Annotated in this window: 17 protein-coding genes; 5 read left to right on the forward strand and 12 right to left on the reverse strand. The window is 63.6% G+C overall.

Translation table 11 applies throughout. The annotated features are described in order from the left end of the window. Positions 1 to 33 precede the first annotated feature (33 nt). The 3 genes from APH35_RS21995 to APH35_RS22005 are packed head-to-tail and all read left to right on the forward strand — an operon-like array spanning position 34 to position 3,039. Complete coding sequence (locus APH35_RS21995) at positions 34 to 1,209, forward strand: NAD(P)/FAD-dependent oxidoreductase (protein WP_060515509.1); 1,176 nt, start codon at positions 34 to 36, stop codon at positions 1,207 to 1,209. Next, the gene (locus APH35_RS22000; RefSeq protein WP_012274492.1) at positions 1,206 to 2,018 is read left to right on the forward strand and encodes an aldo/keto reductase; all 813 of its coding nucleotides are present in this window, start codon (positions 1,206 to 1,208) and stop codon (positions 2,016 to 2,018) included. Before APH35_RS21995 ends, APH35_RS22000 begins: the two co-directional genes overlap by 4 nt. 52 nt (positions 2,019 to 2,070) lie before the next feature. After that, on the forward strand, positions 2,071 to 3,039 hold the full coding sequence (locus tag APH35_RS22005; RefSeq protein WP_012274493.1) for a hypothetical protein: 969 nt from the start codon (positions 2,071 to 2,073) through the stop codon (positions 3,037 to 3,039). 30 nt (positions 3,040 to 3,069) lie between these two features. Here the strand turns inward: APH35_RS22005 and hldE are convergent, their stop codons facing one another. The 3 genes from hldE to APH35_RS22020 form a co-directional block, all read right to left on the reverse strand. Next, the gene (gene hldE, locus APH35_RS22010) at positions 3,070 to 4,491 is read right to left on the reverse strand and encodes a bifunctional D-glycero-beta-D-manno-heptose-7-phosphate kinase/D-glycero-beta-D-manno-heptose 1-phosphate adenylyltransferase HldE (protein WP_012274494.1); all 1,422 of its coding nucleotides are present in this window, start codon (positions 4,489 to 4,491) and stop codon (positions 3,070 to 3,072) included. A 130-nt stretch (positions 4,492 to 4,621) separates the two neighbouring features. Next, positions 4,622 to 6,430: a lipid A export permease/ATP-binding protein MsbA gene (gene msbA, locus APH35_RS22015; protein WP_012274495.1), complete on the reverse strand. Its 1,809-nt coding sequence runs from the start codon at positions 6,428 to 6,430 to the stop codon at positions 4,622 to 4,624. A 15-nt stretch (positions 6,431 to 6,445) separates the two neighbouring features. Further along, positions 6,446 to 7,621 (reverse strand): O-antigen ligase family protein, encoded by a 1,176-nt coding sequence (locus APH35_RS22020; RefSeq protein ID WP_060515510.1) that lies wholly within the window; start codon positions 7,619 to 7,621, stop codon positions 6,446 to 6,448. A 100-nt stretch (positions 7,622 to 7,721) separates the two neighbouring features. On the opposite strand from APH35_RS22020, the gene APH35_RS22025 reads away from it, so the two are divergent. Then, positions 7,722 to 8,327, forward strand: a complete 606-nt coding sequence (locus tag APH35_RS22025) for a hypothetical protein (protein WP_060515511.1) — start codon at positions 7,722 to 7,724, stop codon at positions 8,325 to 8,327. A gap of 3 nt (positions 8,328 to 8,330) precedes the next feature. Here the strand turns inward: APH35_RS22025 and APH35_RS22030 are convergent, their stop codons facing one another. The 9 genes from APH35_RS22030 to putP all read right to left on the reverse strand — a co-directional run bounded on the left by APH35_RS22030 (position 8,331) and on the right by putP (position 19,000). Continuing rightward, positions 8,331 to 9,422, reverse strand: a complete 1,092-nt coding sequence (locus tag APH35_RS22030) for a glycosyltransferase (RefSeq protein ID WP_060515512.1) — start codon at positions 9,420 to 9,422, stop codon at positions 8,331 to 8,333. Positions 9,423 to 9,459: 37 nt separating this feature from the next. Next, positions 9,460 to 10,233 carry a glycosyltransferase family 2 protein gene (locus APH35_RS22035; RefSeq protein ID WP_012274499.1) on the reverse strand — a complete coding sequence of 258 codons (774 nt, stop codon included), beginning with the start codon at positions 10,231 to 10,233 and terminating at the stop codon, positions 9,460 to 9,462. A gap of 65 nt (positions 10,234 to 10,298) precedes the next feature. Beyond that, the gene (locus APH35_RS22040; protein WP_060515513.1) at positions 10,299 to 11,255 is read right to left on the reverse strand and encodes a glycosyltransferase family protein; all 957 of its coding nucleotides are present in this window, start codon (positions 11,253 to 11,255) and stop codon (positions 10,299 to 10,301) included. A gap of 48 nt (positions 11,256 to 11,303) precedes the next feature. Continuing rightward, entirely contained in the window at positions 11,304 to 12,707 is a 1,404-nt protein-coding gene (locus APH35_RS22045; RefSeq protein ID WP_060515514.1) for a PIG-L deacetylase family protein, read from the reverse strand. Beyond that, the gene (locus APH35_RS22050) at positions 12,704 to 13,600 is read right to left on the reverse strand and encodes an antimicrobial resistance protein Mig-14 (RefSeq protein WP_060515515.1); all 897 of its coding nucleotides are present in this window, start codon (positions 13,598 to 13,600) and stop codon (positions 12,704 to 12,706) included. Before APH35_RS22050 ends, APH35_RS22045 begins: the two co-directional genes overlap by 4 nt. Then, a complete protein-coding gene (locus tag APH35_RS22055; RefSeq protein ID WP_060515516.1) occupies positions 13,600 to 14,730 on the reverse strand; it encodes a glycosyltransferase in 1,131 nt (376 codons plus the stop codon). The genes APH35_RS22050 and APH35_RS22055 overlap by 1 nt, the downstream gene beginning before the upstream one ends. Then, complete coding sequence (locus APH35_RS22060; RefSeq protein WP_012274504.1) at positions 14,714 to 16,471, reverse strand: carbamoyltransferase family protein; 1,758 nt, start codon at positions 16,469 to 16,471, stop codon at positions 14,714 to 14,716. The genes APH35_RS22055 and APH35_RS22060 overlap by 17 nt, the downstream gene beginning before the upstream one ends. A 107-nt stretch (positions 16,472 to 16,578) precedes the next feature. Beyond that, complete coding sequence (locus tag APH35_RS22065) at positions 16,579 to 17,415, reverse strand: 23S rRNA (adenine(2030)-N(6))-methyltransferase RlmJ (protein ID WP_060515517.1); 837 nt, start codon at positions 17,413 to 17,415, stop codon at positions 16,579 to 16,581. A 106-nt stretch (positions 17,416 to 17,521) separates the two neighbouring features. After that, positions 17,522 to 19,000, reverse strand: coding sequence for a sodium/proline symporter PutP (gene putP, locus APH35_RS22070; RefSeq protein WP_060494400.1), 1,479 nt, complete (start codon positions 18,998 to 19,000; stop codon positions 17,522 to 17,524). 357 nt (positions 19,001 to 19,357) lie between these two features. Here putP and putA point away from each other — a divergent pair. Beyond that, a partial coding sequence (putA, locus tag APH35_RS22075) for a trifunctional transcriptional regulator/proline dehydrogenase/L-glutamate gamma-semialdehyde dehydrogenase (protein ID WP_060515518.1) occupies positions 19,358 to 23,247 on the forward strand: 3,890 nt, incomplete at its 3' end.

The raw sequence follows: 23,247 nt of genomic DNA on the forward strand, positions 1-23,247 counted from the left end.
CTTGCCAGCTGTCCCAGTCTTCGAGGTACCGCCATGCCATCTGCCATTTCCACTGACGTGCTGATCGTCGGCGCCGGGGTCGCAGGCCTCTGGCTCAATGCCCGCCTGCGCCGCCAGGGCTACTCGACAGTGCTGGTGGAACGCGCCAGCCTTGGCGGCGAGCAGACCATCAAGTCGCAGGGCATCATCCACGGCGGCACCAAGTACGCCCTCCACGGTGCCCTGACCGGCGCCTCGGAAGCCATTGCCGACATGCCGCGCCGCTGGCGCGAAGCCTTGAGCGGCAGTGGCGAACTGGACCTGAGCGGCACTCGCCTGCTGTCCGATGCGCACTACCTGTGGTCGCCAGGCACCCTGGCCGGCAACCTCACCAGCTTCTTCGCCAGCAAGGCCGTACGTGGGCGAGTCGACCAAGTAAAAGGTGAGCAACTGCCGCCGGCCCTGCAAGACCGCGCCTTCAAGGGCAAGGTTTACCGCCTGGCCGAACTGGTCATCGACGTGCCCAGCCTGCTGGCCAACCTGGCCGAACTGGCGGGCGACAGCCTGCTGGCTGGGGAGCGCATTGAGCCGCTGCGCGAAAACGACGAGCTGGTCGGCCTGCGCGTTGACGGTCGCGACATCCGTGCCCAACGCGTCGTGCTCAGCGCCGGCGCCGGCACCGAGGAACTGCTGCACGCCCTGGGCCTGAACCAACCGGCCATGCAAACACGGCCGCTGCACATGGTCATGGCCAAAGGCGCCAACCTGAAACCCCTTTACGCTCACTGCCTGGGTGGCGGGCCCAAGCCGCGCGTTACGGTGACCACCCATCCGGCAGCCGATGGCCAGTGGGTCTGGTACCTGGGCGGCGACCTGGCCGAAGCCGATGGCGTGGCGCGCGAGCCAGCCGCACAAATCGCCGCAGCGCAAAAGGAAATCGCCAACCTGCTGCCATGGGTCGACCAAAGCTTGGTGCGCTGGGCCACCCTGCGCGTCGACCGCGCCGAACCTGCGCAATCGGGCCTGGTACGCCCGGACAATGCCTTCCTTGCCGACCAGCAGCGCCTGCTGGTGGGCTGGCCGACCAAGCTGGCGCTGGCACCTGACTTCAGCGACCGGGTCATCAGCCACCTGGAGCGCGACGGCATCCGTCCACAAGCACAAGCCGACCTGGCCGACCTGCCACGCCCACCGCTGGGCGTACCGGCTTGGGAGCAACTGCTGCCATGACCTTGCCAACCCTGCACGACTTCCATCGCCCGCTGGGCAGCACCGGCTTCAAGGTTTCACCGCTGGGCCTGGGCACGGTAAAACTGGGCCGCGACCAAGGTGTGAAATACCCCACCGGCTTCACCATCCCCGGCGATGACGAAGCCCGCTTGCTGCTGGCCCAGGCCCGCGAGCTTGGCATCAATCTGATCGACACCGCCCCGGCTTATGGCCGCAGTGAAGAACGCCTCGGCCCGCTGCTGCGCGGCCAGCGCGATGAATGGGTGATCGTCAGCAAGGTCGGCGAAGAATTCGATCAAGGCCAATCGCATTTCGATTTCAGTGCCGCCCACACCCGCCGCTCGGTGGAGCGCAGCCTGCGACGCCTGGAAACCGACCGCATCGAACTGGTACTGGTACATTCCGACGGTAACGACCTGGCCATCCTCGAACAGCAGGAGGTCTACCAGACCCTGGCAGCGCTCAAGCAGGAGGGCAAGATCCTTGGCTTCGGCCTGTCCGGCAAGACCGTCGCCGGCGGCCTGAAGGCGCTGGAGCAAGGCGACTGCGCCATGGTCACCTACAACCTCAACGAGCAGGCAGAACGCCCGGTGCTGGACTACGCTGCCGAACACGGCAAGGCCATCCTGGTAAAAAAGGCCCTGGCCAGCGGGCATATCTGCCTGGCCCCGGGCGTTGACCCGGTGCAGGCCAGCTTTGAGCTGCTGTTCGCCCACCCCGGCGTCAGCAGTGCTATCGTCGGCACCATCAACCCGTTGCACCTGGCCCATAACGTGGCCACCGTCGCCCGTATCCTGGGCCAGCATTGAGTTACCCCTGGCCCAAGGGCCAGGAGACTGACCCGACGCAAGGAGTAGCCTCGTGGCGCGAACGCTGATCCGCAAGAACCCGAGCAACTTCAAGACACTGCCACTGCATGTCGAGGCCACGGCTGAAGGCCTGATCTACCAAAGCATCGGCATGCCGCTGAACTTTGCCCAGACCCAGCAGCGGCGCAAGGCGATCCAGTTACCCGACGTGCAGCGTTTTGTGGTCGAACTGGCAAACCTGGGCGTGTCGGTGCGCCTTACCCTGCATTGGCAAAACCGCGATTACTGGGTGCTGGTGCGCCAGCGCCGGCAAGACCGTGGCGACGTGGTGCTGAAACTGATTTCCGGTTATGTACCGGCGCAGGAGTTGAACCTGCCGCTGCACACGGCTGTGCAGGAAGTGGCCGAGGAGTGCCTGCTGGAAACCCCAGAGGGCTGGCTTGGCGGGCGTTTCAACGATACCTGGCTGCCCGTCCCTTACGCTGCCGCCCTGCACTACCGTGAAACGCCGCACTTCGTGCTGGCCCCGCAGTCCGGCGCAGCACGCCCGGTACACTGCGGCCAGCTGATGCTGCTGGAGCGCCCACGGGCCTATGTGCACTTGCCCACCGCCTCGCTGCAACTGATCTACGATATGCGCCTGCAGGTACCCCGTGAGGCCAAGAAACTCAGCCTGTTCCACGTCGATGAACGGCTGGAGGGCGGCCAGCTGGTGGCGCGACTCAACCGCAAACGGCCAGACCTGTATCTGATGCCGTTAAAGGACGGCCAGCCGCTGGCGGAGCTGTATACGCTTAAAAAGGATGAGCTGGTGCCGGCGAGCACACGCGGGCTGTACCTGGCCGAGAGTTTTGCCCGGCAGGAAGGCTGGGTGGTGGCGGATGAGCGGGTACGCTGGAAGGACTGGGTGAAGCAGCAGGGGCTGGTGGAAAACAAGCCGGTGAAGGCATCGCACCTGCAGCGCTTTGGCGACAAGGCGCGGGCACTGCTGGAGCGGGCTCGTACTAGCCTGAACAAGTGATAGCGGGGCTGCTCTGCAGCCCCAGCTGTATCAGTTCTTGCGAATTTTCTCGACAATCGCTGTGGTCGAGCTGTTCTCGACCAGCCCCAGCACCTTCACGGTGCCGCCATAGGCCTTGACGATATCGGCACCCACCACCTGGTCGATGCCGTAGTCGCCACCCTTGACCAGCACATCCGGCTTGACCTGGCTCAGCAGGTTTTCCGGGGTGCCTTCCGGGAAGCTGATCACCCAGTCCACCGCGCCCAAGCCGGCCAGTACGGCCATGCGCCGGTCGACACTGTTGATTGGCCGGCCCGGCCCTTTCAGGCGGCTGACCGAAGCATCGTCGTTGACCGCGACGATCAGGCGATCGCCTTGGGCCCGTGCCTGTTCCAGGTAGGTGACATGCCCGGCATGCAGGATGTCGAAGCAGCCGTTGGTGAAGACGATCTTCTCTTTGTGTGCCCGCGCGTCATCGATGGCCAGCAGCAGTTGCTCCAGGCCCAGCACACCGCGCTCGGAGCCTTCCTCACGCTGGATGGCGCGGCGCAGTTCAGGGGCGCTGATGGCCGCCGTACCCAGCTTGCCGACCACGATGCCTGCCGCCAGGTTGGCCAGGGCCACAGCATGGGGCAGGTCCTCGCCAGCGGCAATGGCTGCGGCGAGGGTGGAGATGACGGTATCACCGGCACCGGTCACGTCGAACACTTCACGTGCCCGCGCCGGCAGGTGCAGCGCCGGCTGGCCCACGCGCAGCAGGGTCATGCCGTGCTCGCCACGGGTTACCAGCAAGGCGCCGAGGTCCAGGTCCTGCAGCAGTTGCAAACCCTTGGCAACCAGGTCGGCCTCATCGGTGCAACGGCCAACGATGGTCTCGAACTCGCTGAGGTTCGGGGTGATTAGGCTGGCACCACGGTAAATGGAAAAGTCCTTGCCCTTGGGGTCGGCCAGCACCGGAATGCCTTTGGCCCGCGCCGCCTGGATCAGGCTTTGGTGATTCTTCAGCGCGCCCTTGCCGTAGTCGGACAGAACCAGCACCTTGACACCCTCGAGCAGGCTGTCGACCTCGGTGGCCAGCGACAATGGGTCGGTGGCGAACGGCTCTTCGAAATCGATACGCAGCAGTTGCTGGTGACGGCTCATGACCCGCAGCTTGACGATGGTCGGCTGATGCGCGATGCGCTGGAACACCGAACGCACACCGGCAGCCTGCAGGCTGTTGGCCAGGCTGTCGGCAGCTTCGTCCTGGCCGGTGACGCCGATCAGCGAAGCCGGCGCGCCCAGCGCGGCAATGTTCAAGGCAACGTTGGCCGCGCCGCCGGGGCGATCCTCGATTTGATCGACCTTGACCACCGGGACTGGCGCTTCAGGCGAAATACGCGAAGTACCGCCATGCCAGTAGCGGTCGAGCATGACATCGCCGACCACCAGTACCGGGGCTTGATCGAAACGCGGCATGGACAACTTCATGGGCAACCCATATGGAAATAATGAACAGGGGCAGGATATTAGCACAGGGTAGTCGACGGCTTTATGGCCAGATCGTACCCAGAAAATTCCCGTGACAATCGGGGCCATGACGGCCCCGATCAAGGAGGGTTCAGGTGATATCGGCCTTGGCCGGCTCATCCAGGCCCATGGCATGCAAGCGGGCATAATGGCCATTGGCCGCAAGCAGCTCGGCATGCGTGCCACGCTCGACCAGGCGGCCCTGGTCCATGACCAGGATCTGGTCGGCCTTCTCGATCGTCGACAGGCGGTGAGCGATCACCAGCGTGGTACGGCCTTGCATCACGTGATCCAGGGCAGCCTGGATATGCCGCTCGGACTCGGTATCCAACGCAGAAGTAGCCTCGTCGAGGATCAGCAGCGGCGCGTTTTTCAGCAGCGCCCGTGCAATTGCCAGGCGCTGGCGCTGGCCACCGGACAGCAGTACACCGTTCTCTCCCACTTCGGTATCGAAGCCCTTCGGCAGCCGGTCGACGAACTCCTTGGCGTAGGCATCGGCTGCGGCGGCTTCGATGTCTGCGCGTGGGGCACCGGCCAAGTCACCGTAGGCGATGTTGTTGGCCACGGTGTCGTTGAACAGGGTGACGTGCTGGGTTACCTGCGAAACATGGCGACGCAGGTTGCGCAGGCGATAGTTTTCGATTTCCACGCCATCGAGCAGAATCTGCCCCTGGTCGTGGTGATAGAAGCGTGGGATAAGCGCCGCCAAGGTCGACTTGCCACTGCCGGAACGGCCGACCAGGGCGATCATCTGCCCAGGTTCGGCGACAAAACTGATGTCGCTCAGCACTTCACGCTCGGTACCCGGGTAGGTGAAGCTCAGGTTGCGCACTTCCAGGCGCCCTTCCACACGCTCCTTCTCGACAGTACCGGTGTCCAGCTCAGGCTCTTCGTCCAACTGCTCGAAGATGCTCTCGGCACCTGCCAGGCCCTTCTGGATGGTCGAGCTGACTTCCGACAGCTGGCGAATCGGCTTGGGCAGCAGGCCAGCAGCAGTGATATAGGCTACCAGGTCACCGGCGGTGGACTCGCCCCGCAGGAACAGCACCAGGAACATCAGCGCGGCCATGGCGCTGTAGATCACCAGTTGCAGCATCGGCGTGTACAGCGAGCCGGTCTTGGTCATGCGCAGTTGCTTGTCGGTGTTGCTCTGGCTGGCTTTGCCGAAACGCTGCTCCTCGTAGGCCTCGCCGCCGAAGCTGCGGACCACGCGGTAGCCCTGGATGGTTTCCGACGCCACGTGGGTAACGTCGCCCATTGCCACCTGGATCTTCTTGCTCTGCTTGCGGAATTTCTTGCTGGCGATGCTGACCATGACCGCGATCACCGGCAGGATGGCGACCATCACCAGGGTCAGGTGCCAGTTCATCCACAGCAGGTAGGCAAACAGGAACACCACGGTCAGGCCTTCGCGGATCACCACCTTGATGGCATCGGTGGCCGCGCCGGTGACCATGGTCACGTTGAAGGTGATGCGCGAAATCAGGTGACCGGAGTTGTGGTTGTCGAAGTAGCGGTTAGGCAGCACCAGCAGCTTGTTGAACAACTCCACACGCAGGTCGTGCACCAGGCACAGGGACACCTTGGCCAGGAAGTAGTTGCCGAGGAACGAGCCCAGGCCCTGCCAGGCGGCGATCAGGATGATCAGCAGCGGCACCGCCTGCAGCAATTGCAGGTCACGCAGGTAGGGCACGTTGGGGAACAACACCGCTTCGGGGTTGCTCAGGCCATCGACGAAATACTTGAGAATGCCGGCCAGCATCGGCTGGGTCGAGGCAAAGATCACGAAACCGACAATGCTCAGCAGGAAAATGCCGACATAGGGTTTCACATAGCTCAGCAGCCGGAAGTAGATCTTCAGGCTGGAGGTGTGCTCCGCCGGTCGCGGGGTTTCGGCCATTATCGAGCTCGCTGTTCAGGTTGAACCGGAAATTTTACCACAGGCGTCATTTTCGGCACGCCCCCATGGCAGCATCATGGCAAGGCCCACCGGCAGCCAGCTGATGAACCATTCGGCACGCGGCGTACCAGTGAGGCTGGCAGCATCGAACTGCATGGCCAGGGTCGAATACACCCAGAACCCCAGCAGGACCTTGCCGAACAGGGTGCCGCGCGCGCGCACGATTTCACCCAGCGTGAACAGCCATACCATGGCCCACAGCAGCATACCGGGCAGCCCCATCTCGACCGCGATGTGGGTGAACATGTTGTGGGTATGGTCAAAATGCTTGCCAACCGCACTCACCTCGTAGGCCGAGCCCAGGCCCAGGCCAGTCCAGGGATGCGCGGCAATCATGTCCACCACAGCATGGAAGATTTCCGGCCGGTACGACGAGCCACGCTTGGCGATCAGATCGTACACCAAGTAGAAAGCAAGGCCCGTGGCAATGACTGCGAGGATGGAAAACACTCGGCTGTGGCGGTCACGGAACCACAGCGGCGCCATCACCACGGTGATCACCAGCGCCAGAAGCGCCCCACGGCTCTGGCTGAGCATGGCGAAGGCCCCCAGGCAAGCCAGTGCCGCCAGCCACAACAGCTGCAAGCCTCGTTGCCGAGGTGGCTCGTAGAGCAGGAAGAGCACGGCCGAGCCAATGACATAGGCGCCCAGGATGGGGTGGGATATCTCACCGATACCCGCCAGCCTCATCAGCAAAGGCATGCGCTGCAACCCATAGAACTTGATGATCGAGACCAGTGCCGCAATGGCCAGTAGCGCGCTGCCAAGCAGCAACAGCTGGCGAATACGGCCCAGGCCAAGCTGGGCGAGCAACGGGAAAGCCAACAGGAACACCAGGATGTAGAGCAGCCGTTTGATCTCGCGCCCGTCATCTTCCGCAGATGACCACACCAGGCTCAGCCCGCTCCAGGCCAACAGCAGCAGCACGCTCCCCCACAGCGCCGGCTGGCGCTTCCAGGCCTGCACCAGCACGTCACGCGCCGACCAGGCCAAGACCAGCGTCGGCAGCCACAGGAACAACACCAGCCCCTGCTGATAAACCTTGTTGCTCGGTGCCAGGGCAATCGCCGCCAGGAACCAGACCAGACCCAAACCTAACCAGGCCCGTGCCCAGCTTTTTTGATACAACATCCTTTCCCCCGATGAATCAAAGACACCATCCATGGTGCTACAGCATTATTTTCGGCATTATTGCCGGTCATTTTGCTCGCCAGACGACAAGGCTCTATTCATGCAATGCTCCCGGCTCACCCAGGTCGACTTCGATCAGCTGACACAAGGCGCACAGGTGCTTGAGGCAGACAGCCATGGTGCCAAAGTCTACCTGCTCGCGAATGGAAATTTCCTTAAGGTTTTTCGTAGGAAGCGGCTGATTTCATCTGCGCTTTTGCGCCCTTACTCCCAGCGCTTTGTCGATAACGCCGCGCAGCTGGCGCAACTGGGCATCCCCACCCTCGAGGTGATCAGCCAGCACAAGCTCGACCTGCCTGGCCGCACCGCCGTGCTGTATCGCCCGCTGCCCGGGCGCACGCTGCTGCAGATGTCGCGCGATGAAGGCTTCAGCTGGGACGTTTACCTGCCACGCCTGATCGAACTGATTCGCCAGCTGCACCTCAGCGGTGTGTACTTTCGCTCGCTGCACCTGGGCAACGTGGTGGTCACCCCCGACCAGCGCCTGGGCCTGATCGACGTGGCCGATATGCGTTTCCTGCGCCCGCCGCTGTCGGCACGCATGATTCGGCGCAATGTGCAGCATATGGTGCGCTATATCGAGCGGGAGAACCTGGGCGACCGGTTCCCCCTCGCCGCCTTCGAGGCAGCCCTGCTGGCGCGCTGAGCGTCAGCTGCGCAACAGGCTCTGCGAGCCGTTGCAGAACGCCTGCCAGGCCTGCTCCGGCGCCAACGCCTGGCGCTGCTGCGCGGCAACCGCCGAAGCGCTCAACGCCGAACAACGCTCGATCGCCTCGGCCCAGGCGCTCTCGTCGGCAATGGGCAGGTAGCCCCCGGTGTCGCGCAACTGCTCGCGGAACACTTGCAGGTCGCTGCACACCACCGGCACATCGGCCATCACGGCCTCTTGCACTACCAGCCCCAGCCCTTCGGAACGCGAAGGCACCAATAGCCAGTCGAAGGCCCGATACAACTGCTGCAGGTCTTCGCGGTGGCCACATAGATGAACCCGCCCAACCAGGCCCAGCGCGTCGATACGTGCCTGGAGCGCGGCGTGCTGCGGCCCCTCGCCAATGATCGCCAGTTGCAGGCTCGGTTGCCGAGCACAGGCTTTGGCGAATGCCTCGATCAGCATTTCAAAGCCCTTGCTCTCTACCAAACGCCCTACCGCACCCAACATCACCCCGCCGGCCTGAGGCAATCGCAGCGCCTGCCTGGCCTGGTCCCGGCTCAGCAACGGCTCGACGAACGCCAGTGGGTCGAGCGCCATGCGTAGCGTCTGCACCGGCCTGCCCAGATCGCGTTCCAGCGACTCGGCCAAGGTCTGCGACACCGCTGCGATACTCAGGCGCTCGGCCGGGAGCCTGCGCAACAGGCGAATATCGCTGGCGTGCAGACGCGTCTTGCCATGGAACAGCACCTTGGCGCGCACCTCGGGAATGTTCTGCAGCAACGGCAGCACCAGCCGCGCGACGCCAATACCGTCGAGCAGCACGATTTCTGCCCTGGCTTCGGCCAGCGCCTTGCGCAAGCGCATGCGCAGCCACGGGCGAAGCAAGCGCCACAAGTGCCGCCCTTTGAGCGCACGTGACGGCATGTGCCACTCCCGGGTAGAACCGAGCCCACAGCAGAGCCCGCTGCCCAGCAGCAGCCAGTTACTGATCCGGGCATCGGCACCCGCGTTCGACAACACCTGCCGATGCACCTTGTGGATGGACATGTACGGCGTTCCACCCGCCCACATCATATTGACGATGTTCATGGGCCCTCTCCCGCTCATGTCAGGTGGGACAGCGACTTCATTGAACAAAAATGGTGATACCCATGCCGATCAAGGCACCCGTCACCAGCGTCAATGCCAGCTTTATCCGATCACGTTGACGACGCTTGGCCTTACGCTCCACTTCAATGGGCAAGGTCACGTGATTACCGAATCCTGTGTGCAAGACTGCATCACCCTCCAAGGTGACCGCTGTCAGATTTAACTCAGCGTAGCGTCGGGAAAGCGCCTTCTCTCCAGCATAGGCGGCAAATGGCGCACAGCGCTGGTAATCGCTCAAGCGACGCAGGCCAGGATTGAGCGAGAATGCCTGCCATTCGGCTTTTTCGGAAAGCAGCGGATAACACGGCACGCCGGCGATTACCTGGCGATCACCCAGGTGGATGTACGGGCTGTGGATAGCCAGGTCGTGGGCATGGCTGCGCAGCCACACCTGCAACAGGTTGGGGCTGACCTCCAGAATGGCCCGCGAGTCTTCGACGAAGCCTTGGCGGTAGAAATGCCAGTCGTCTTCGCAGTGAAAGATGTACGGCGTCTTGACGTGGCTGTAAGCCAGGTCGATAGACGGCAATTGGCCAAGCTTGGGCCGATTGACGAACACCTTGCAGTACGGCTTCCAGTGCTCCGGCACAGCGGCATGCACGGCATCGTCACCGGAATCTTCGGTGATGAATACCTCGCGAATGGGCGCGGTGTTGTAGCGATCGAAACTCTCAAGGGTGTCTTTGAGCAGATCGAACCGCCCACAACTGGTCACGACGAGCGTGACGTCACTCTCATTTGAAAAGCGCACCGGACTCCCTCCGCATTGCGACTGTCGGCTTTCAACAACCCGCTCCTGGGCGTGAAAGCTCTTATTTAGATGCCCAGCTTCAGGCGCAGCCGCTGCCATGCAGACAATGGCGGGTGGGGCCTGAGCGCCGGGCGCATGTGGTCGACGATGCTACGTCCAACTGCGCCGAAACTGAAACGGGAAACCGCCAAATGGCGGCCATTTTCTGCAATCTGCCGGGCCAGATCAGGGTCCGCGCGCAAGCGGCGGAGCTTTTCCTGAAGGGTCGGGATGTTGTCATAGAACACCACGTTGTGCATGTCCTGCAGGCCCAATGCGCGGTTTTCTTCCTCGCCCTGGTCGTACGCCAGCAACACACAGCCACAGGCCATGGCTTCGAAGTTCTTGATCATGTATTCGCCCATACCGACGTCGGCACTGACGAAAAAACGGATACGGTTGAGCGTGTTGCAGTAGTCCTCACCCGACTTGGTGCGGGTTACCAGCAGGTTCTCGACCTGCCCCAACTCGTCCAGCAACGCCTTGCGACCGCTGTAGGCCACGCTGTTGACACTGCCGACGAAGGCCAGTTCGATATCGCGCTCACGCCCCTGGTCCGTCAGCAACTGCTCGTCGTAGCCTTTGGGCACGAACACCGCGTCAAAACCCTCCTGGCGCAGGCGTTCGCTGACCATGTAGCCAGAGCTGATCACCCGGGCCCATGGCAGTTGCCGGTAATGGGCGCTGAACTTGCCGGTGTACTTGCACGGGATGTAGTTCTGGTAGGCGTCGTGCTCGAGGATGACCAGGTTCGGCACGGTACGGATGAAGGCCACCTGGCGGATCTCCTGCTTGAAGCGCAGGAAGAACACGATGCGGTCATAGCGTTCGACCTGCACTTCACGCTTGAAATAGCGACGCAGGTTGCGTTGGTCTTCGCTGGTCAGCCAGCGCAGGTCGCATTCGCAGTTGGCCGCGACGCCGTCGTACAGGCGGTCGAGAATCGCCCGCTGTTCCTTCTGTACCAGAAATAGGACTTTCATTGCTTTCCTTGGGCGCTCTGCGCCATCGCGGTCAACCATGGGGCGTGCTTACAGCTCGCGCCGCCAGAACAGTTCGTGTCGGCGCACGGCCTTGCGGAAGAACTCGTTCTCCCCATAAGGCGACGGCCGACGCGCGGCCAGCCAGCGTTGCAACAAGCGGCGCAGGCGGCGCTTGAACGGCGCGGGCGGCTGCAGGTCGTGCATCATGCCCAGGGCCATGGCCTTGTCGTGCTGGGTAGCCCGATCCAGGACCAGGCTGCAAGGTGCCCAGGCCTGCGCAGCGCTCAACTGCGGAGGCAGGGCCACACCATCGCCGCTGTCGCCCATAGGCCAGCGGTCGTTGTCATGCAGGTGGTTGGCATAGCACAGCAGGGTTTGTGGCTGCCAGGCCAGGCCTTGCAGGGCTTCCAGCACTGCCGCCTGAGCGCAGATGTGGTCGGGATGCGGGTCGAGCTGCGGGTGCGGCATCACCAACACCTCTGGCCTTGCCAGTTCCAGCAAGGCACGCAGGTCGGCCAGCAGGTTGTGCCAGGTTGGCGCACCATCGCGGTCGCCTGGCAATGGGAACGGGTTGAACTGGCGGAACAGGCGAATATCGGCGAGTTCGGCGTCACGAGAGACGGCCGGCTGATCGGGCGCGGCCTGCATGGCAGGCAGTTGCAGGCAGAAGTAACCCAGTTGCACGCAACGCGACTCCGGCACACCGGCCCAACGCGGCACGGCGATGCTGTCCCAGGCACGCAGGCGGCCCTTCAGACGCGCGGCCTCAGCCTTTGCCAGGCCCATCTGTTGATAATGCTCGGCCTCGATCTCACCGGCGGTCAGGGTCACCACCCAGGTTTCGTCGGCCTGACTGTACAGGCCATACGCGGCCAGCTCGGCGTCGTCGGCATGTGGCGCGATTACCATCACCCGACGCCGCTGCAGCTCGACCGCTGGGGTTTTCCACAGCCGAGCCTGGCCCAGCAGCCGGCAATGCCGACCGCGCAGGCGCATCGTGCCGGCTTGCAGCGGCGCAGCCAGGCCAGTCAGGTTGAGGAACCGCACGCCATCGACACCACGCTCGAACGTTTGCCGATCGGCCTGATCGGCAGCGGTCAGCTCGACCCGAGGGTCGAGAAACCGCCCCAGCCAGCTGCTTTTTACGTGCAGCTCAAGCACCAGGGTTTCGTCGCCCTGCAGCGCGCACTCGGCCTTGAGCAGACCGTCCTGCAGGCTGGCTGGTACCGGTTGCGCCTGGTCGCCAAAGTCGTAGGCATAGTCCTCACCTGGCGCATAGAACAGGTGGTCGGCAAACCAGGCTTCATGGGCAGCCCAGAGCAGCGGCAACAGCAGCAGTGGCAGCCACCACCAGCTGATAACACCGAGGGCGACAAGCGCGACCAGGCCCACCAGCAGGCCCAGGCGCTTGTTGCGCCGGTGGCGCTTGAGCAACTGCTGCTTGCGGCTCACGCCTGATACACCGGCACGGGGTTGCACCAACGGTCCTTGTACTCGCGGTCGGCACGGCCGAACGAGAACCGCAGTGGCTTGTTGCGCGCGCGGGCATCTTCCCAAGCGGCCTGGGTATTGAGGAAGCTCAGCACACTGCCGGGGCTGAAGGCCTTGGTTTCAGGGTCGACGCCGCCATTGATGTATTCGACGCTGATCCATTCTGGCGCTTCGACGCGGTACACCAACTGGATGGCAATCGGCTTGCCGTCCAGCAGCAGCACCGAGCCGATCAGCAGCTCGCGCAGGCGCTCCAGCACATCGGCCATGCGCTCGGCGCCTGTGGCTGGAAAGCCCCAGCGGCGCAGGAACAGGTCGCAGTACATGCTGGCGATGTCCTGGGCAGCGAAGTCACTGATCGGGCGTACCACGCCGCCCGCCTCTTCCAGCAGGCGCAGTTCGCGGCGCTGGTTGTAGCGAAACTTCTTCGACAGATCTTCGGGCGCCCGGGCCATCGCCAACTGCTCCTTCTGCGCCTTCAGGCCGCTGAAGCGCCCTTGGTTCAGCTCGGACAGGTAACGCACGGTATGGCGCAACGGCGCCGCGGCATCGGCCGCCGCCGGCAGGATGATTTCGGCATTGCCAAGGTCGAACAGGGCTTTCTTGCCGGCACGCTTGAGCACGTCCTTGGCCAGCGCCAGGTGGTGCCCCCAGGTGGGAATGGCGGCCTTGAGCTCACCGGCCTGATACCAACCCAGGTATCGCACCGGGATCTGCGCCAGATCAGCCAGTTGCTCGACCACCAGCGGATGGGTGGCGACACTGCCACCAAAGCGCGCCCATGCCTCGGCATAGGCCTTGGCGTCGACAGTTTGCCAACCGCGTTCGCGGAAGGCCTGGATACGATTGAGCATCAGGCCTGCCCCACCAGCGCACGCACCTGCGGCAGCTGCCAGAAGGCCTCGCGCACTGCCTGGTCGGAGAAACGCTCATGCAGGCGCTGCAGCATGTGCTCGGCACAAGCCTGGCGCTGCTCGCCGTCCAGCGTGGCCATGTGCTTCAGGCCTTGAGCCAGCTGGGCAGCATCGCCCAACGGGAACAGCACGCCAACACCCTCGACGACTTCGCGGGCACCGCCACAGGCCGTGGCCAGCACCGGCACGCCGGCGACCATGGCTTCGAGCAGGACCATGCCGAACGGCTCATGGTCGGAGCTCAGGGCGAACACATCGAAGGCTTGGAAGTAACGCCGCGCATCCGGCACCTGACCCAGGAAGTCCACCTGCCCGGCAATGCCGAGCTCGGCAGCCAAGGCCTTGAGTTCGTCCGCCAGGCGGCCCTTGCCGAGGATAGCCAAGCGAGCACCCGCCGGCAGCCCCGGCAGCGCTTGGGCAAAGCCACGCAACAAAGTGGCCTGGTCCTTGTCCGGGTGCAAGCGCCCGACGTTGCCGACGATCCACGCCTGCGCATCCAGGCCCAGGGCCTGGCGCGCCTCGGCATGCGGCACCAGGGCCATTTGCAGGGCGTCGATGTCGATGCGGTTGTACAGGGTCTGGATGCGTTCGGCCGGCCACTGTGGCAGGCACCGACGCATGTCGTCACGCACCGCGTCCGACACACCCAGCAGGCTCAGGCGCTTGCTGAACAGGTTGGCGAACAGCCGGCGGCCCTTGCGCTCATAGTCACCAAAGGCATGGTGCACGCCAATCACCGGCAGGCCGGTACCCAGCAGGGCCACGTAGATGGGTTTGAAGCGGTGGGCGATGCAGAAGACGAAGTTGCGCTCGGCCGCGATCCGCCGCAACGCGCGGATCGCCCCGAGCTTCAAACCGCGCACGGCCTTGGAGCTGAACTCCAGGAACAACACCTCGTCCGACGCACAGCCGGCCGCTACCTGCGGGTCGGCTGCCCCGGTGAGGAACACCGTGGTGACCTGGTAGCCACGCCCCTGGAACAGGCTGGCGTACTGACGGGCGCAGTCGAGGAAAGGCCCGTCATAACCATGGCAGAACTGCAGGATGCGCGGTTCAGAGCGGCTGGTCATAGGCGGCGGCGCCGTCCTTCACGACCAGGATGTCTTCCATGATCAGGTACTGCAGGTCCGAGCCGAAGAACATGTTCAGTGCATCGGTCGGTGAGCAGATCATCGGTTCGCCACGGCGGTTCAGCGAGGTGTTCAGCGACACGCCGTTGCCGGTCAGGTCTTCCAGCGCCTTCATCATGTCGTAGTAGCGCGGGTTGTACTCGCGCTTGAGCACCTGGGCACGCGAAGTGCCGTCCTCGTGCACCACTTCCGGTACGCGCGTCTTCCACTCCTCAGCCACTTCGAAGGTGAAGGTCATGAATGGCGCCGGGTGGTCGACCTTGATCATCTGCGGGGCAACGGTGTCGAGCATCGACGGGCAGAAAGGCCTCCAGCGTTCACGGAACTTGATCTGGTGGTTGATGCGGTCGGCCACGCCTTCGACGCTCGGGCAGCCAATGATCGAACGGCCACCCAGGGCACGCGGACCGAACTCCATGCGGCCTTGGAACCAGGCCACCGGATTGCCATCCACCATGATCTTGGCGATCTGCTGGGGCATGTTCTCAAGCTTGCGCCACTTCGGCTGGTTCGGATGACGGGCGCAGGCGGCAATCACGTCCTCGTTGGAGTACGAAGGGCCGAGGTAGACGTGTTCCATCTTCTCGACCGGTACGCCACGGGCGTGGGAAACGTAGGCTGCGGCGCCAACGGCAGTGCCGGCGTCGCCGGAGGCCGGCTGGACGAACAGTTCCTTCACGTCCGGGCGGGCGATGATCTTCTGGTTGAGCTTGACGTTCAGCGCGCAGCCGCCGGCGAAGGCCAGCTTGCCGGTTTCACGCAGGGTGTCGCCCAGGTAGTGGTCGATCATCTGCAGCGCCAGCTTCTCGAACAGCGCCTGCATGCTGGCCGCGTAGTGGATGTACGGCTCGTCGGCGATGTCGCCTTCGCGCTTGGGGCCCAGCCATTCGATCAGTTTCGGCGAGAAGTAGAAACCCTTGCCCTTCTCTTTATAGCGGCGCAGGCCGATGACGTTGGCGTACTCGGTGTTGATCACCAGCTCGCCGTTTTCGAAGCTGGCCAGGCGCGAGAAATCGTACTTGCTGGCGTCGCCGTAAGGCGCCATGCCCATGACCTTGAACTCGCCATCGAGCATCTCGAAGCCGAGGAACTCGGTGATCGCGCCGTACAGGCCGCCCAACGAGTCCGGGTCGAAGAATTCCTTGATCTTGTGGATCTTGCCGTTTTCGCCGTAGCCAAAGAAGGTGGTGGCGTACTCGCCTTTACCGTCAATGCCGAGAATCGCGGTTTTTTCCTTGAAGCCCGAGCAGTGGTACGCACTGGAAGCGTGGGCCAGGTGGTGCTCGACCGGCTCGATCTTGACCTTTTTCGGGTCGAAGCCCAGTTGCTCCAGGCACCAGACGATCTTCTTGCGGTAGCGCTTGTAGCGACGGTTGCCCATCAGGATGGCGTCGAGGGCGCGATCCGGGGCGTACCAGTAGCGCTTGGCATAGTGCCAGCGCGCCTTGCCGAACAGGCTGATCGGGGCGAACGGGATGGCTACCACGTCGACGTCGGACGGCTTGATGCCTGCCTGTTCCAGGCAGAACTTCGCCGACTCGTAGGGCATGCGGTTCTTCGCATGCTTGTCACGCACGAAGCGCTCTTCTTCGGCGGCGGCAATCAGCTTGCCGTCAATGTACAGGGCCGCGGAAGGGTCATGGCTAAGGGCGCCGGACAGGCCAAGAATCGTCAATGCCAAGGGATTAGCCTCTTCATTCGGTAAAAATGCGCCAGCTGCCTCTTGGGCGGGTGGCGGCTAAAGGGCGGAATTATAACGCAAACATGTGCGCAACGCGGCAACCTGTATTATTCGGCGATCAGCCAATCCATGCGGTAGCTACCGTCCGTCTGCGCCAGCTCTTTGGCCAGCCAAGGCAACAACTCCTTGAGCTCTTCTTCCAGGCCCCACGGCGGGTTGGCGATGGCCAGGCCCGAACCATTAAGGCCCTGCGGGCTGTCCTGGTGGTGCACGTATAGCTCGACCCGCAGCAATTTCGGCGCGCCGGTGCTGGTCAGGTCCTGGTAATAGCGGGTCAGCGAGCGCTGGTCATTGATCGGGTACCAGATGGCCACAACCGTCTGACGCATGCGGCCAATCGCCTCTTTCATGGCATTGGTGCAACGCTTGAGCTCATCGGCCTGTTCGAACGGCGGGTCGATCAGCATGATCGCGCGCTTTTCCTGCACAGGCAGCAAGGCACGCGGCACATGCCAGCCTTCGCCCAGATGCACGACCACGCGCGGGTCTTTCTTCATGTTCTCTTTGAGCAGCGGGCCGTCTTCGGGGTGCTTCTCGTTGAGCAGGGCACGGTCCTGCTGGCGCATCAGGCGGCGGGCCAGTTCGGGCGAACCTGGGTAGTAGCGCAGCTCGCCGTCGGCGTTCAGGCGCCTGATGACGCGCAGGTAGTCGTCGGCCATGGCCGGCAGGTCATCGCGGTTCCACAGACGAGCGACGCCTTCCAGGTACTCGCCGGTGCGAGTTGCCTGGTCGCCTTGCAGGTCGTACAGGCCAAGGCCTGCGTGGGTATCGATGTAGGCGAACGGCTGCTCCTTGCGCGACATCAGGGCGATGAGGCGGGTCAGCACGATGTGTTTGAGGACGTCGGCGTGGTTGCCGGCGTGGAAGGCGTGACGATAGTTCATGGCAACTCCTGCGGGGAGGGCAAGTTTACCTTGCCTTGCAGGCGGAGTCAGGCCTGGCTGCTGATTGGCGGCGCCCGCTGAGCAGGCGCCGCCAATTCAACGGCTGTTACTTGTCAGCGTGGTACGCCGCATCGGCAGTCTCGAAGCGCTGCACCATCGCCTTCGAAGGGCTGCCCATCTTGCTCACCAGCACGATGGCGATGCTCGCCAGCAGGAAGCCTGGGATGATTTCGTACAGGCCCCAGGTATCGATCTGCTTCCACACGATCACGGTCACTGCGCCCACCACGATACCGGCCAGTGCGCCGTTGCGGGTCATGCCTTTCCACAGTACCGAAATCAGCACCACCGGGCCGAATGCAGCGCCGAAGCCGGCCCAGGCGTAGGCCACCAGGCCCAGCACGCGGTTTTCCGGGTTGGCAGCCATGGCAATGGCGATCAGGGCTACGGCCAGCACCATCAGACGGCCGACCCACACCAGCTCGAGCTGCGAAGCGTTCTTGCGCAGGAACGACTTGTAGAAGTCTTCGGTCAGGGCACTGGAGCACACCAGCAGTTGGCAGCTCAGGGTGCTCATCACCGCCGCCAGAATGGCCGACAGCAATACACCGGCAATCCATGGGTTGAACAGGATCTTCGCCAGCTCGATGAACACGCGCTCGTGGTTTTCGGTCACCGGGCCCGCCAGATCAGGGTTGGCCGAGAAGTAGGCGATACCGAAGAAGCCCACGGCACAGGTACCGGCCAGGCACAGAATCATCCAGGTCATGGAGATGCGACGGGCTTTGGCAATCGATTTCACCGAATCGGCGGCCATGAAACGCGCCAGGATGTGCGGCTGACCGAAATAGCCCAGGCCCCAACCCATCAGCGAGATGATGCCAATGAAGGTAGCGCCCTTGAACATGTCGAAGTTGGCCGGGTTGACCGCCTCGATGGCAGCGAAGGTGGTGTCGAAGCCACCCGTGGAGATCAGCACGATCACCGGGGTCAGGATCAGCGCGAAGATCATCAGCGAAGCCTGCACGGTGTCGGTCCAGCTTACCGCCAGGAAGCCACCCACGAAGGTGTAGGCGATGGTCGCCGCGGCGCCGGCCCACAGGGCTGTCTCGTACGACATGCCGAAGGTGCTTTCGAACAAACGGGCACCGGCAACGATGCCGGAAGCGCAGTAGATGGTGAAGAACACCAGGATGACGATCGCCGAAATGATCCGCAGCAGGCCGCTTTGGTCTTCGAAACGGCTGGAGAAGTAGTCCGGCAGAGTCAGTGCGTCACCGTTGTGTTCGGTCTGCACACGCAGACGGCCGGCCACGAACAGCCAGTTCAGGTAGGCACCAACGGTCAGGCCGATGGCGATCCAGGCCTCGGACAGGCCCGAGAAGTAGATGGCGCCCGGCAGGCCCATCAGCAGCCAGCCGCTCATGTCGGATGCGCCGGCAGACAGCGCGGTAACCACGCTACCCAGGCTGCGACCGCCCAGAATGTAATCGGAAAGGTTGTTGGTGGCGCGATAGGCGGCGAAGCCGATCAGCACCATTGCCGCGATGTAGACCACGAAAGTGATCGTTAGTGGATTGCCCATGCGTGTGCCCTGGCGTTTGTTTTTATCTCATGCACAACCGCAGCCATGGCGGTTGCACCCAGGCGGCGAATCCTATGCAACAACGCAAAGCAGGTGCAACCATTTTTCATTTGCAAGTTGCACCTTGCCGAGCATTTTTCGTAACAGCAGCCTTTTTGCTCCTTTTGGGAGCAAAAAGGCGGTTTTTCAGAATAAAACGCACCGAAAGCACCCCTTTTCAAGGTGTGGAAATGCCTGCCGGACGAGTTGCACCTTCTTCAGAAAAAATTCGGGTTGCACCTGGTTGCACCCGAATTGTCCTACAGCTACTCTTGGCGCCAGCTTAGGCCACAGCCGTGGCAATAACGAGGATAAGAAATGGCGACGACCACCCTTGGGGTCAAACTCGACGACCCGACCCGTGAGCGACTCAAAGCAGCTGCGCAGTCCATTGACCGCACGCCGCACTGGTTGATCAAGCAAGCGATCTTCAACTATCTGGAGAAGCTCGAGGGTGGTGCCACCCTGACCGAACTCAACGGTCATGTCAGCAACCTGGCCGATGATGCCGGTGAAGTCCAGGCCGACCACAGCCACCAGTGCTTCCTCGAATTCGCCGAGAGCATCCTGCCGCAGTCGGTACTGCGCTCGGCGATCACTGCCGCCTACCGCCGCCCCGAGCAGGAAGTGGTGCCGATGCTGCTGGAGCAGGCACGCCTGAGCGCGCCATTGGCCGAAGCCACCAACAAGCTGGCAGCCGGCATCGCCGAAAAACTGCGCAACCAGAAGAGCGCTGGCGGCCGTGCCGGCATCGTCCAGGGCCTGTTGCAGGAGTTCTCGCTGTCGTCCCAGGAAGGCGTGGCACTGATGTGCCTGGCCGAAGCGCTGCTGCGCATCCCTGACAAGGGCACCCGCGACGCGCTGATCCGCGACAAGATCAGCACCGGCAACTGGCAGCCGCACCTGGGCAACAGCCCGTCGCTGTTCGTCAACGCCGCTACCTGGGGCCTGCTGCTGACCGGCAAGCTGGTCAGCACCCATAACGAATCCGGCCTCACCTCCTCGCTCACCCGCATCATCGGCAAGAGCGGCGAGCCGATGATCCGCAAGGGCGTCGACATGGCCATGCGCCTGATGGGCGAGCAGTTCGTCACCGGTGAAACCATCGCCGAAGCCCTGGCCAACGCCAGCCGCTTCGAGGCCAAGGGTTTCCGCTATTCCTACGACATGCTCGGCGAAGCCGCGCTGACCGAACACGACGCGCAGAAGTACCTGGCGTCCTACGAGCAGGCCATCCACTCGATTGGCAAGGCCTCCCATGGCCGCGGCATCTATGAAGGCCCAGGTATCTCGATCAAGCTGTCGGCACTGCACCCACGCTACAGCCGTGCCCAGTACGAGCGCGTGATGGAAGAGCTGTACCCGCGCCTGCTGTCGCTGACCCTGCTGGCCAAGCAGTACGACATCGGCCTGAACATCGACGCTGAAGAGGCCGACCGCCTGGAGCTGTCGCTCGACCTGCTCGAGCGCCTGTGCTTCGAACCTTCGCTGGCGGGCTGGAACGGCATCGGTTTCGTCATCCAGGCCTACCAGAAGCGCTGCCCGTACGTGATCGACTACGTCATCGACCTGGCCAAGCGCAGCCGCCACCGCCTGATGATCCGCCTGGTTAAAGGCGCCTACTGGGACAGCGAGATCAAGCGTGCCCAGGTCGAAGGCCTGGAAGGCTACCCGGTGTACACCCGCAAGGTGTACACCGACGTGTCCTACGTTGCCTGCGCCCGCAAGCTGCTGGCCGTACCAGAAGCCATCTACCCGCAGTTCGCCACCCACAACGCCCACACCCTGTCGGCCATCTACCACATCGCCGGGCAGAACTATTACCCGGGGCAGTACGAGTTCCAGTGCCTGCACGGCATGGGTGAGCCGCTGTATGAGCAAGTGGTCGGCAAGATTGCCGATGGCAAGCTGAACCGCCCGTGCCGCGTCTATGCGCCGGTCGGCACCCACGAAACACTGCTGGCCTACCTGGTACGCCGCCTGCTGGAAAACGGCGCCAACACCTCGTTCGTCAACCGCATCGCCGACCACTCCATCTCCATCCAGGAACTGGTCGCCGACCCGGTCGCCAGCATCGAGCGCATGGGCACCCAGGAAGGCAGCATCGGCCTGCCGCACCCACGCATCCCGCTGCCGCGCGACTTGTATGGCAACGAGCGGGCCAACTCGGCCGGCATCGACATGGCCAACGAACACCGCCTGGCGTCGCTGTCCTGCGCCATGCTGGCCACCGCTCACAACGACTGGAAAGCCGCCCCGCTGCTGGCCTGCGCCGCCAGCGATAGCGCTGCCGTGCCGGTGCTGAACCCGGCCGACCTTCGCGATGTGGTGGGCCATGTGCAGGAGGCCACCGTCGCCGATGTCGACAACGCCATCCAGTGTGCACTGAACGCCGCACCGATCTGGCAGGCCACCCCACCCGCCGAACGTGCCGCCATTCTGGAGCGCACCGCCGACCTGATGGAGGCCGAGATCCAACCGCTGATGGGCCTGCTCATCCGCGAAGCCGGCAAAACCTTCGCCAACGCCATCGCAGAGGTGCGTGAAGCCGTGGACTTCCTGCGCTACTACGCGGTGCAGGCACGCAACGACTTCAGCAACGACGCCCACCGCCCGCTGGGCCCGGTGGTGTGCATCAGCCCATGGAACTTCCCGCTGGCGATCTTCACCGGCCAGGTGGCCGCAGCCCTGGCTGCCGGCAACCCGGTACTGGCCAAGCCCGCCGAGCAAACCCCGCTGATCGCCGCCCAGGCCGTGCGCCTGCTGCTGGAAGCCGGCATCCCCGAGGGCGTGCTGCAGTTGCTGCCAGGCCGCGGTGAAACCGTCGGTGCTGGCCTGGTCGGTGACGAGCGCGTCAAAGGCGTGATGTTCACCGGCTCCACCGAAGTCGCCCGCCTGCTGCAGCGCAACGTCGCCGGTCGCCTGGACAACCAGGGCCGCCCGATCCCGCTGATCGCCGAAACCGGTGGCCAGAACGCGATGATCGTCGACTCCTCGGCACTGACCGAGCAGGTGGTGATCGACGTGGTTTCCTCGGCCTTCGACAGCGCTGGCCAGCGTTGCTCGGCCCTGCGCGTACTGTGCCTGCAGGAAGACTCCGCCGACCGCGTGATCGAAATGCTCAAGGGCGCCATGGCCGAAAGCCGCCTGGGCTGCCCGGACCGCCTGGCCGTGGACATTGGCCCGGTGATCGACGCCGAAGCCAAGGCCGGCATCGAGAAGCACATCCAGGGCATGCGTGAAAAAGGCCGCTCGGTCTATCAGGTTGCCATTGCCGATGCTGCCGAGATCAAGCGCGGCACCTTCGTCATGCCAACCCTGATCGAGCTGGACAGCTTCGACGAGCTCAAGCGTGAAATCTTCGGCCCGGTACTGCACGTGGTGCGCTACAACCGCCGCAACCTGGACCAGCTGATCGAGCAGATCAACAACTCTGGCTATGGCCTGACCCTCGGCGTGCACACCCGCATCGACGAGACCATCGCCAAGGTGGTGGAAACCGCCAATGCCGGCAACATGTACGTAAACCGCAATATTGTCGGTGCGGTGGTGGGCGTGCAGCCGTTCGGCGGTGAAGGCCTGTCCGGCACCGGCCCGAAAGCAGGCGGCCCGCTGTACCTGTACCGCCTGCTGTCGACCCGCCCGGCCGACGCGATTGGCCGCCACTTCCAGCAGCAGGACGGCGAAGGCAAGCCAGACCGCACCCTGCACGAACAGCTGATCAAGCCGCTGCATGGTCTGAAGGCCTGGGCCGAGAGCAACCAGCTGGCTGACCTGGCTGCGCTGTGCGACCAGTTCGCCAGCCAGTCGCAAAGCGGTATCGCCCGCCTGCTGCCAGGCCCGACCGGCGAGCGCAACAGCTACACCATCCTGCCGCGCGAGCACGTGCTGTGCCTGGCGGACAACGAAGCCGACCTGCTGGCGCAACTGGCTGCGGTACTGGCCGTTGGCAGCTCGGCGGTGTGGGCTGACAGCGAACCGGGCAAGGCCCTGCGTGCCCGCCTGCCGCGTGAGCTGCAGGCCAAGGTCAAGCTGGTGGCGGACTGGAACAAGGATGACGTGGCGTTCGACGCCGTGATCCACCATGGCGACTCGGACCAGCTGCGCAGCGTGTGCCAGCAGGTGGCCAAGCGCGCCGGGGCGATCGTCGGTGTGCACGGGCTGTCCAGCGGGGATCACCAGATTGCGCTGGAGCGGTTGGTGATTGA

This window comes from Pseudomonas sp. NBRC 111132 (genome assembly GCF_001320565.1).
Classification (GTDB): domain Bacteria; phylum Pseudomonadota; class Gammaproteobacteria; order Pseudomonadales; family Pseudomonadaceae; genus Aquipseudomonas; species Aquipseudomonas putida_P.

Coding starts and splice junctions, on each gene's coding strand:
- APH35_RS21995 (WP_060515509.1), top strand. CDS start 34: ATGCCATCTGCCATTTCCACTGACGTGCTGATCGTCGGCGCCGGGGTC.
- putP (WP_060494400.1), bottom strand. CDS start 19,000: ATGGGCAATCCACTAACGATCACTTTCGTGGTCTACATCGCGGCAATG.
- APH35_RS22020 (WP_060515510.1), bottom strand. CDS start 7,621: ATGTTGTATCAAAAAAGCTGGGCACGGGCCTGGTTAGGTTTGGGTCTG.
- APH35_RS22050 (WP_060515515.1), bottom strand. CDS start 13,600: ATGCTCAATCGTATCCAGGCCTTCCGCGAACGCGGTTGGCAAACTGTC.
- APH35_RS22025 (WP_060515511.1), top strand. CDS start 7,722: ATGCAATGCTCCCGGCTCACCCAGGTCGACTTCGATCAGCTGACACAA.
- msbA (WP_012274495.1), bottom strand. CDS start 6,430: ATGGCCGAAACCCCGCGACCGGCGGAGCACACCTCCAGCCTGAAGATC.
- APH35_RS22040 (WP_060515513.1), bottom strand. CDS start 11,255: ATGAAAGTCCTATTTCTGGTACAGAAGGAACAGCGGGCGATTCTCGAC.
- hldE (WP_012274494.1), bottom strand. CDS start 4,491: ATGAAGTTGTCCATGCCGCGTTTCGATCAAGCCCCGGTACTGGTGGTC.
- APH35_RS22000 (WP_012274492.1), top strand. CDS start 1,206: ATGACCTTGCCAACCCTGCACGACTTCCATCGCCCGCTGGGCAGCACC.
- APH35_RS22065 (WP_060515517.1), bottom strand. CDS start 17,415: ATGAACTATCGTCACGCCTTCCACGCCGGCAACCACGCCGACGTCCTC.
- APH35_RS22030 (WP_060515512.1), bottom strand. CDS start 9,422: ATGAACATCGTCAATATGATGTGGGCGGGTGGAACGCCGTACATGTCC.
- APH35_RS22055 (WP_060515516.1), bottom strand. CDS start 14,730: ATGACCAGCCGCTCTGAACCGCGCATCCTGCAGTTCTGCCATGGTTAT.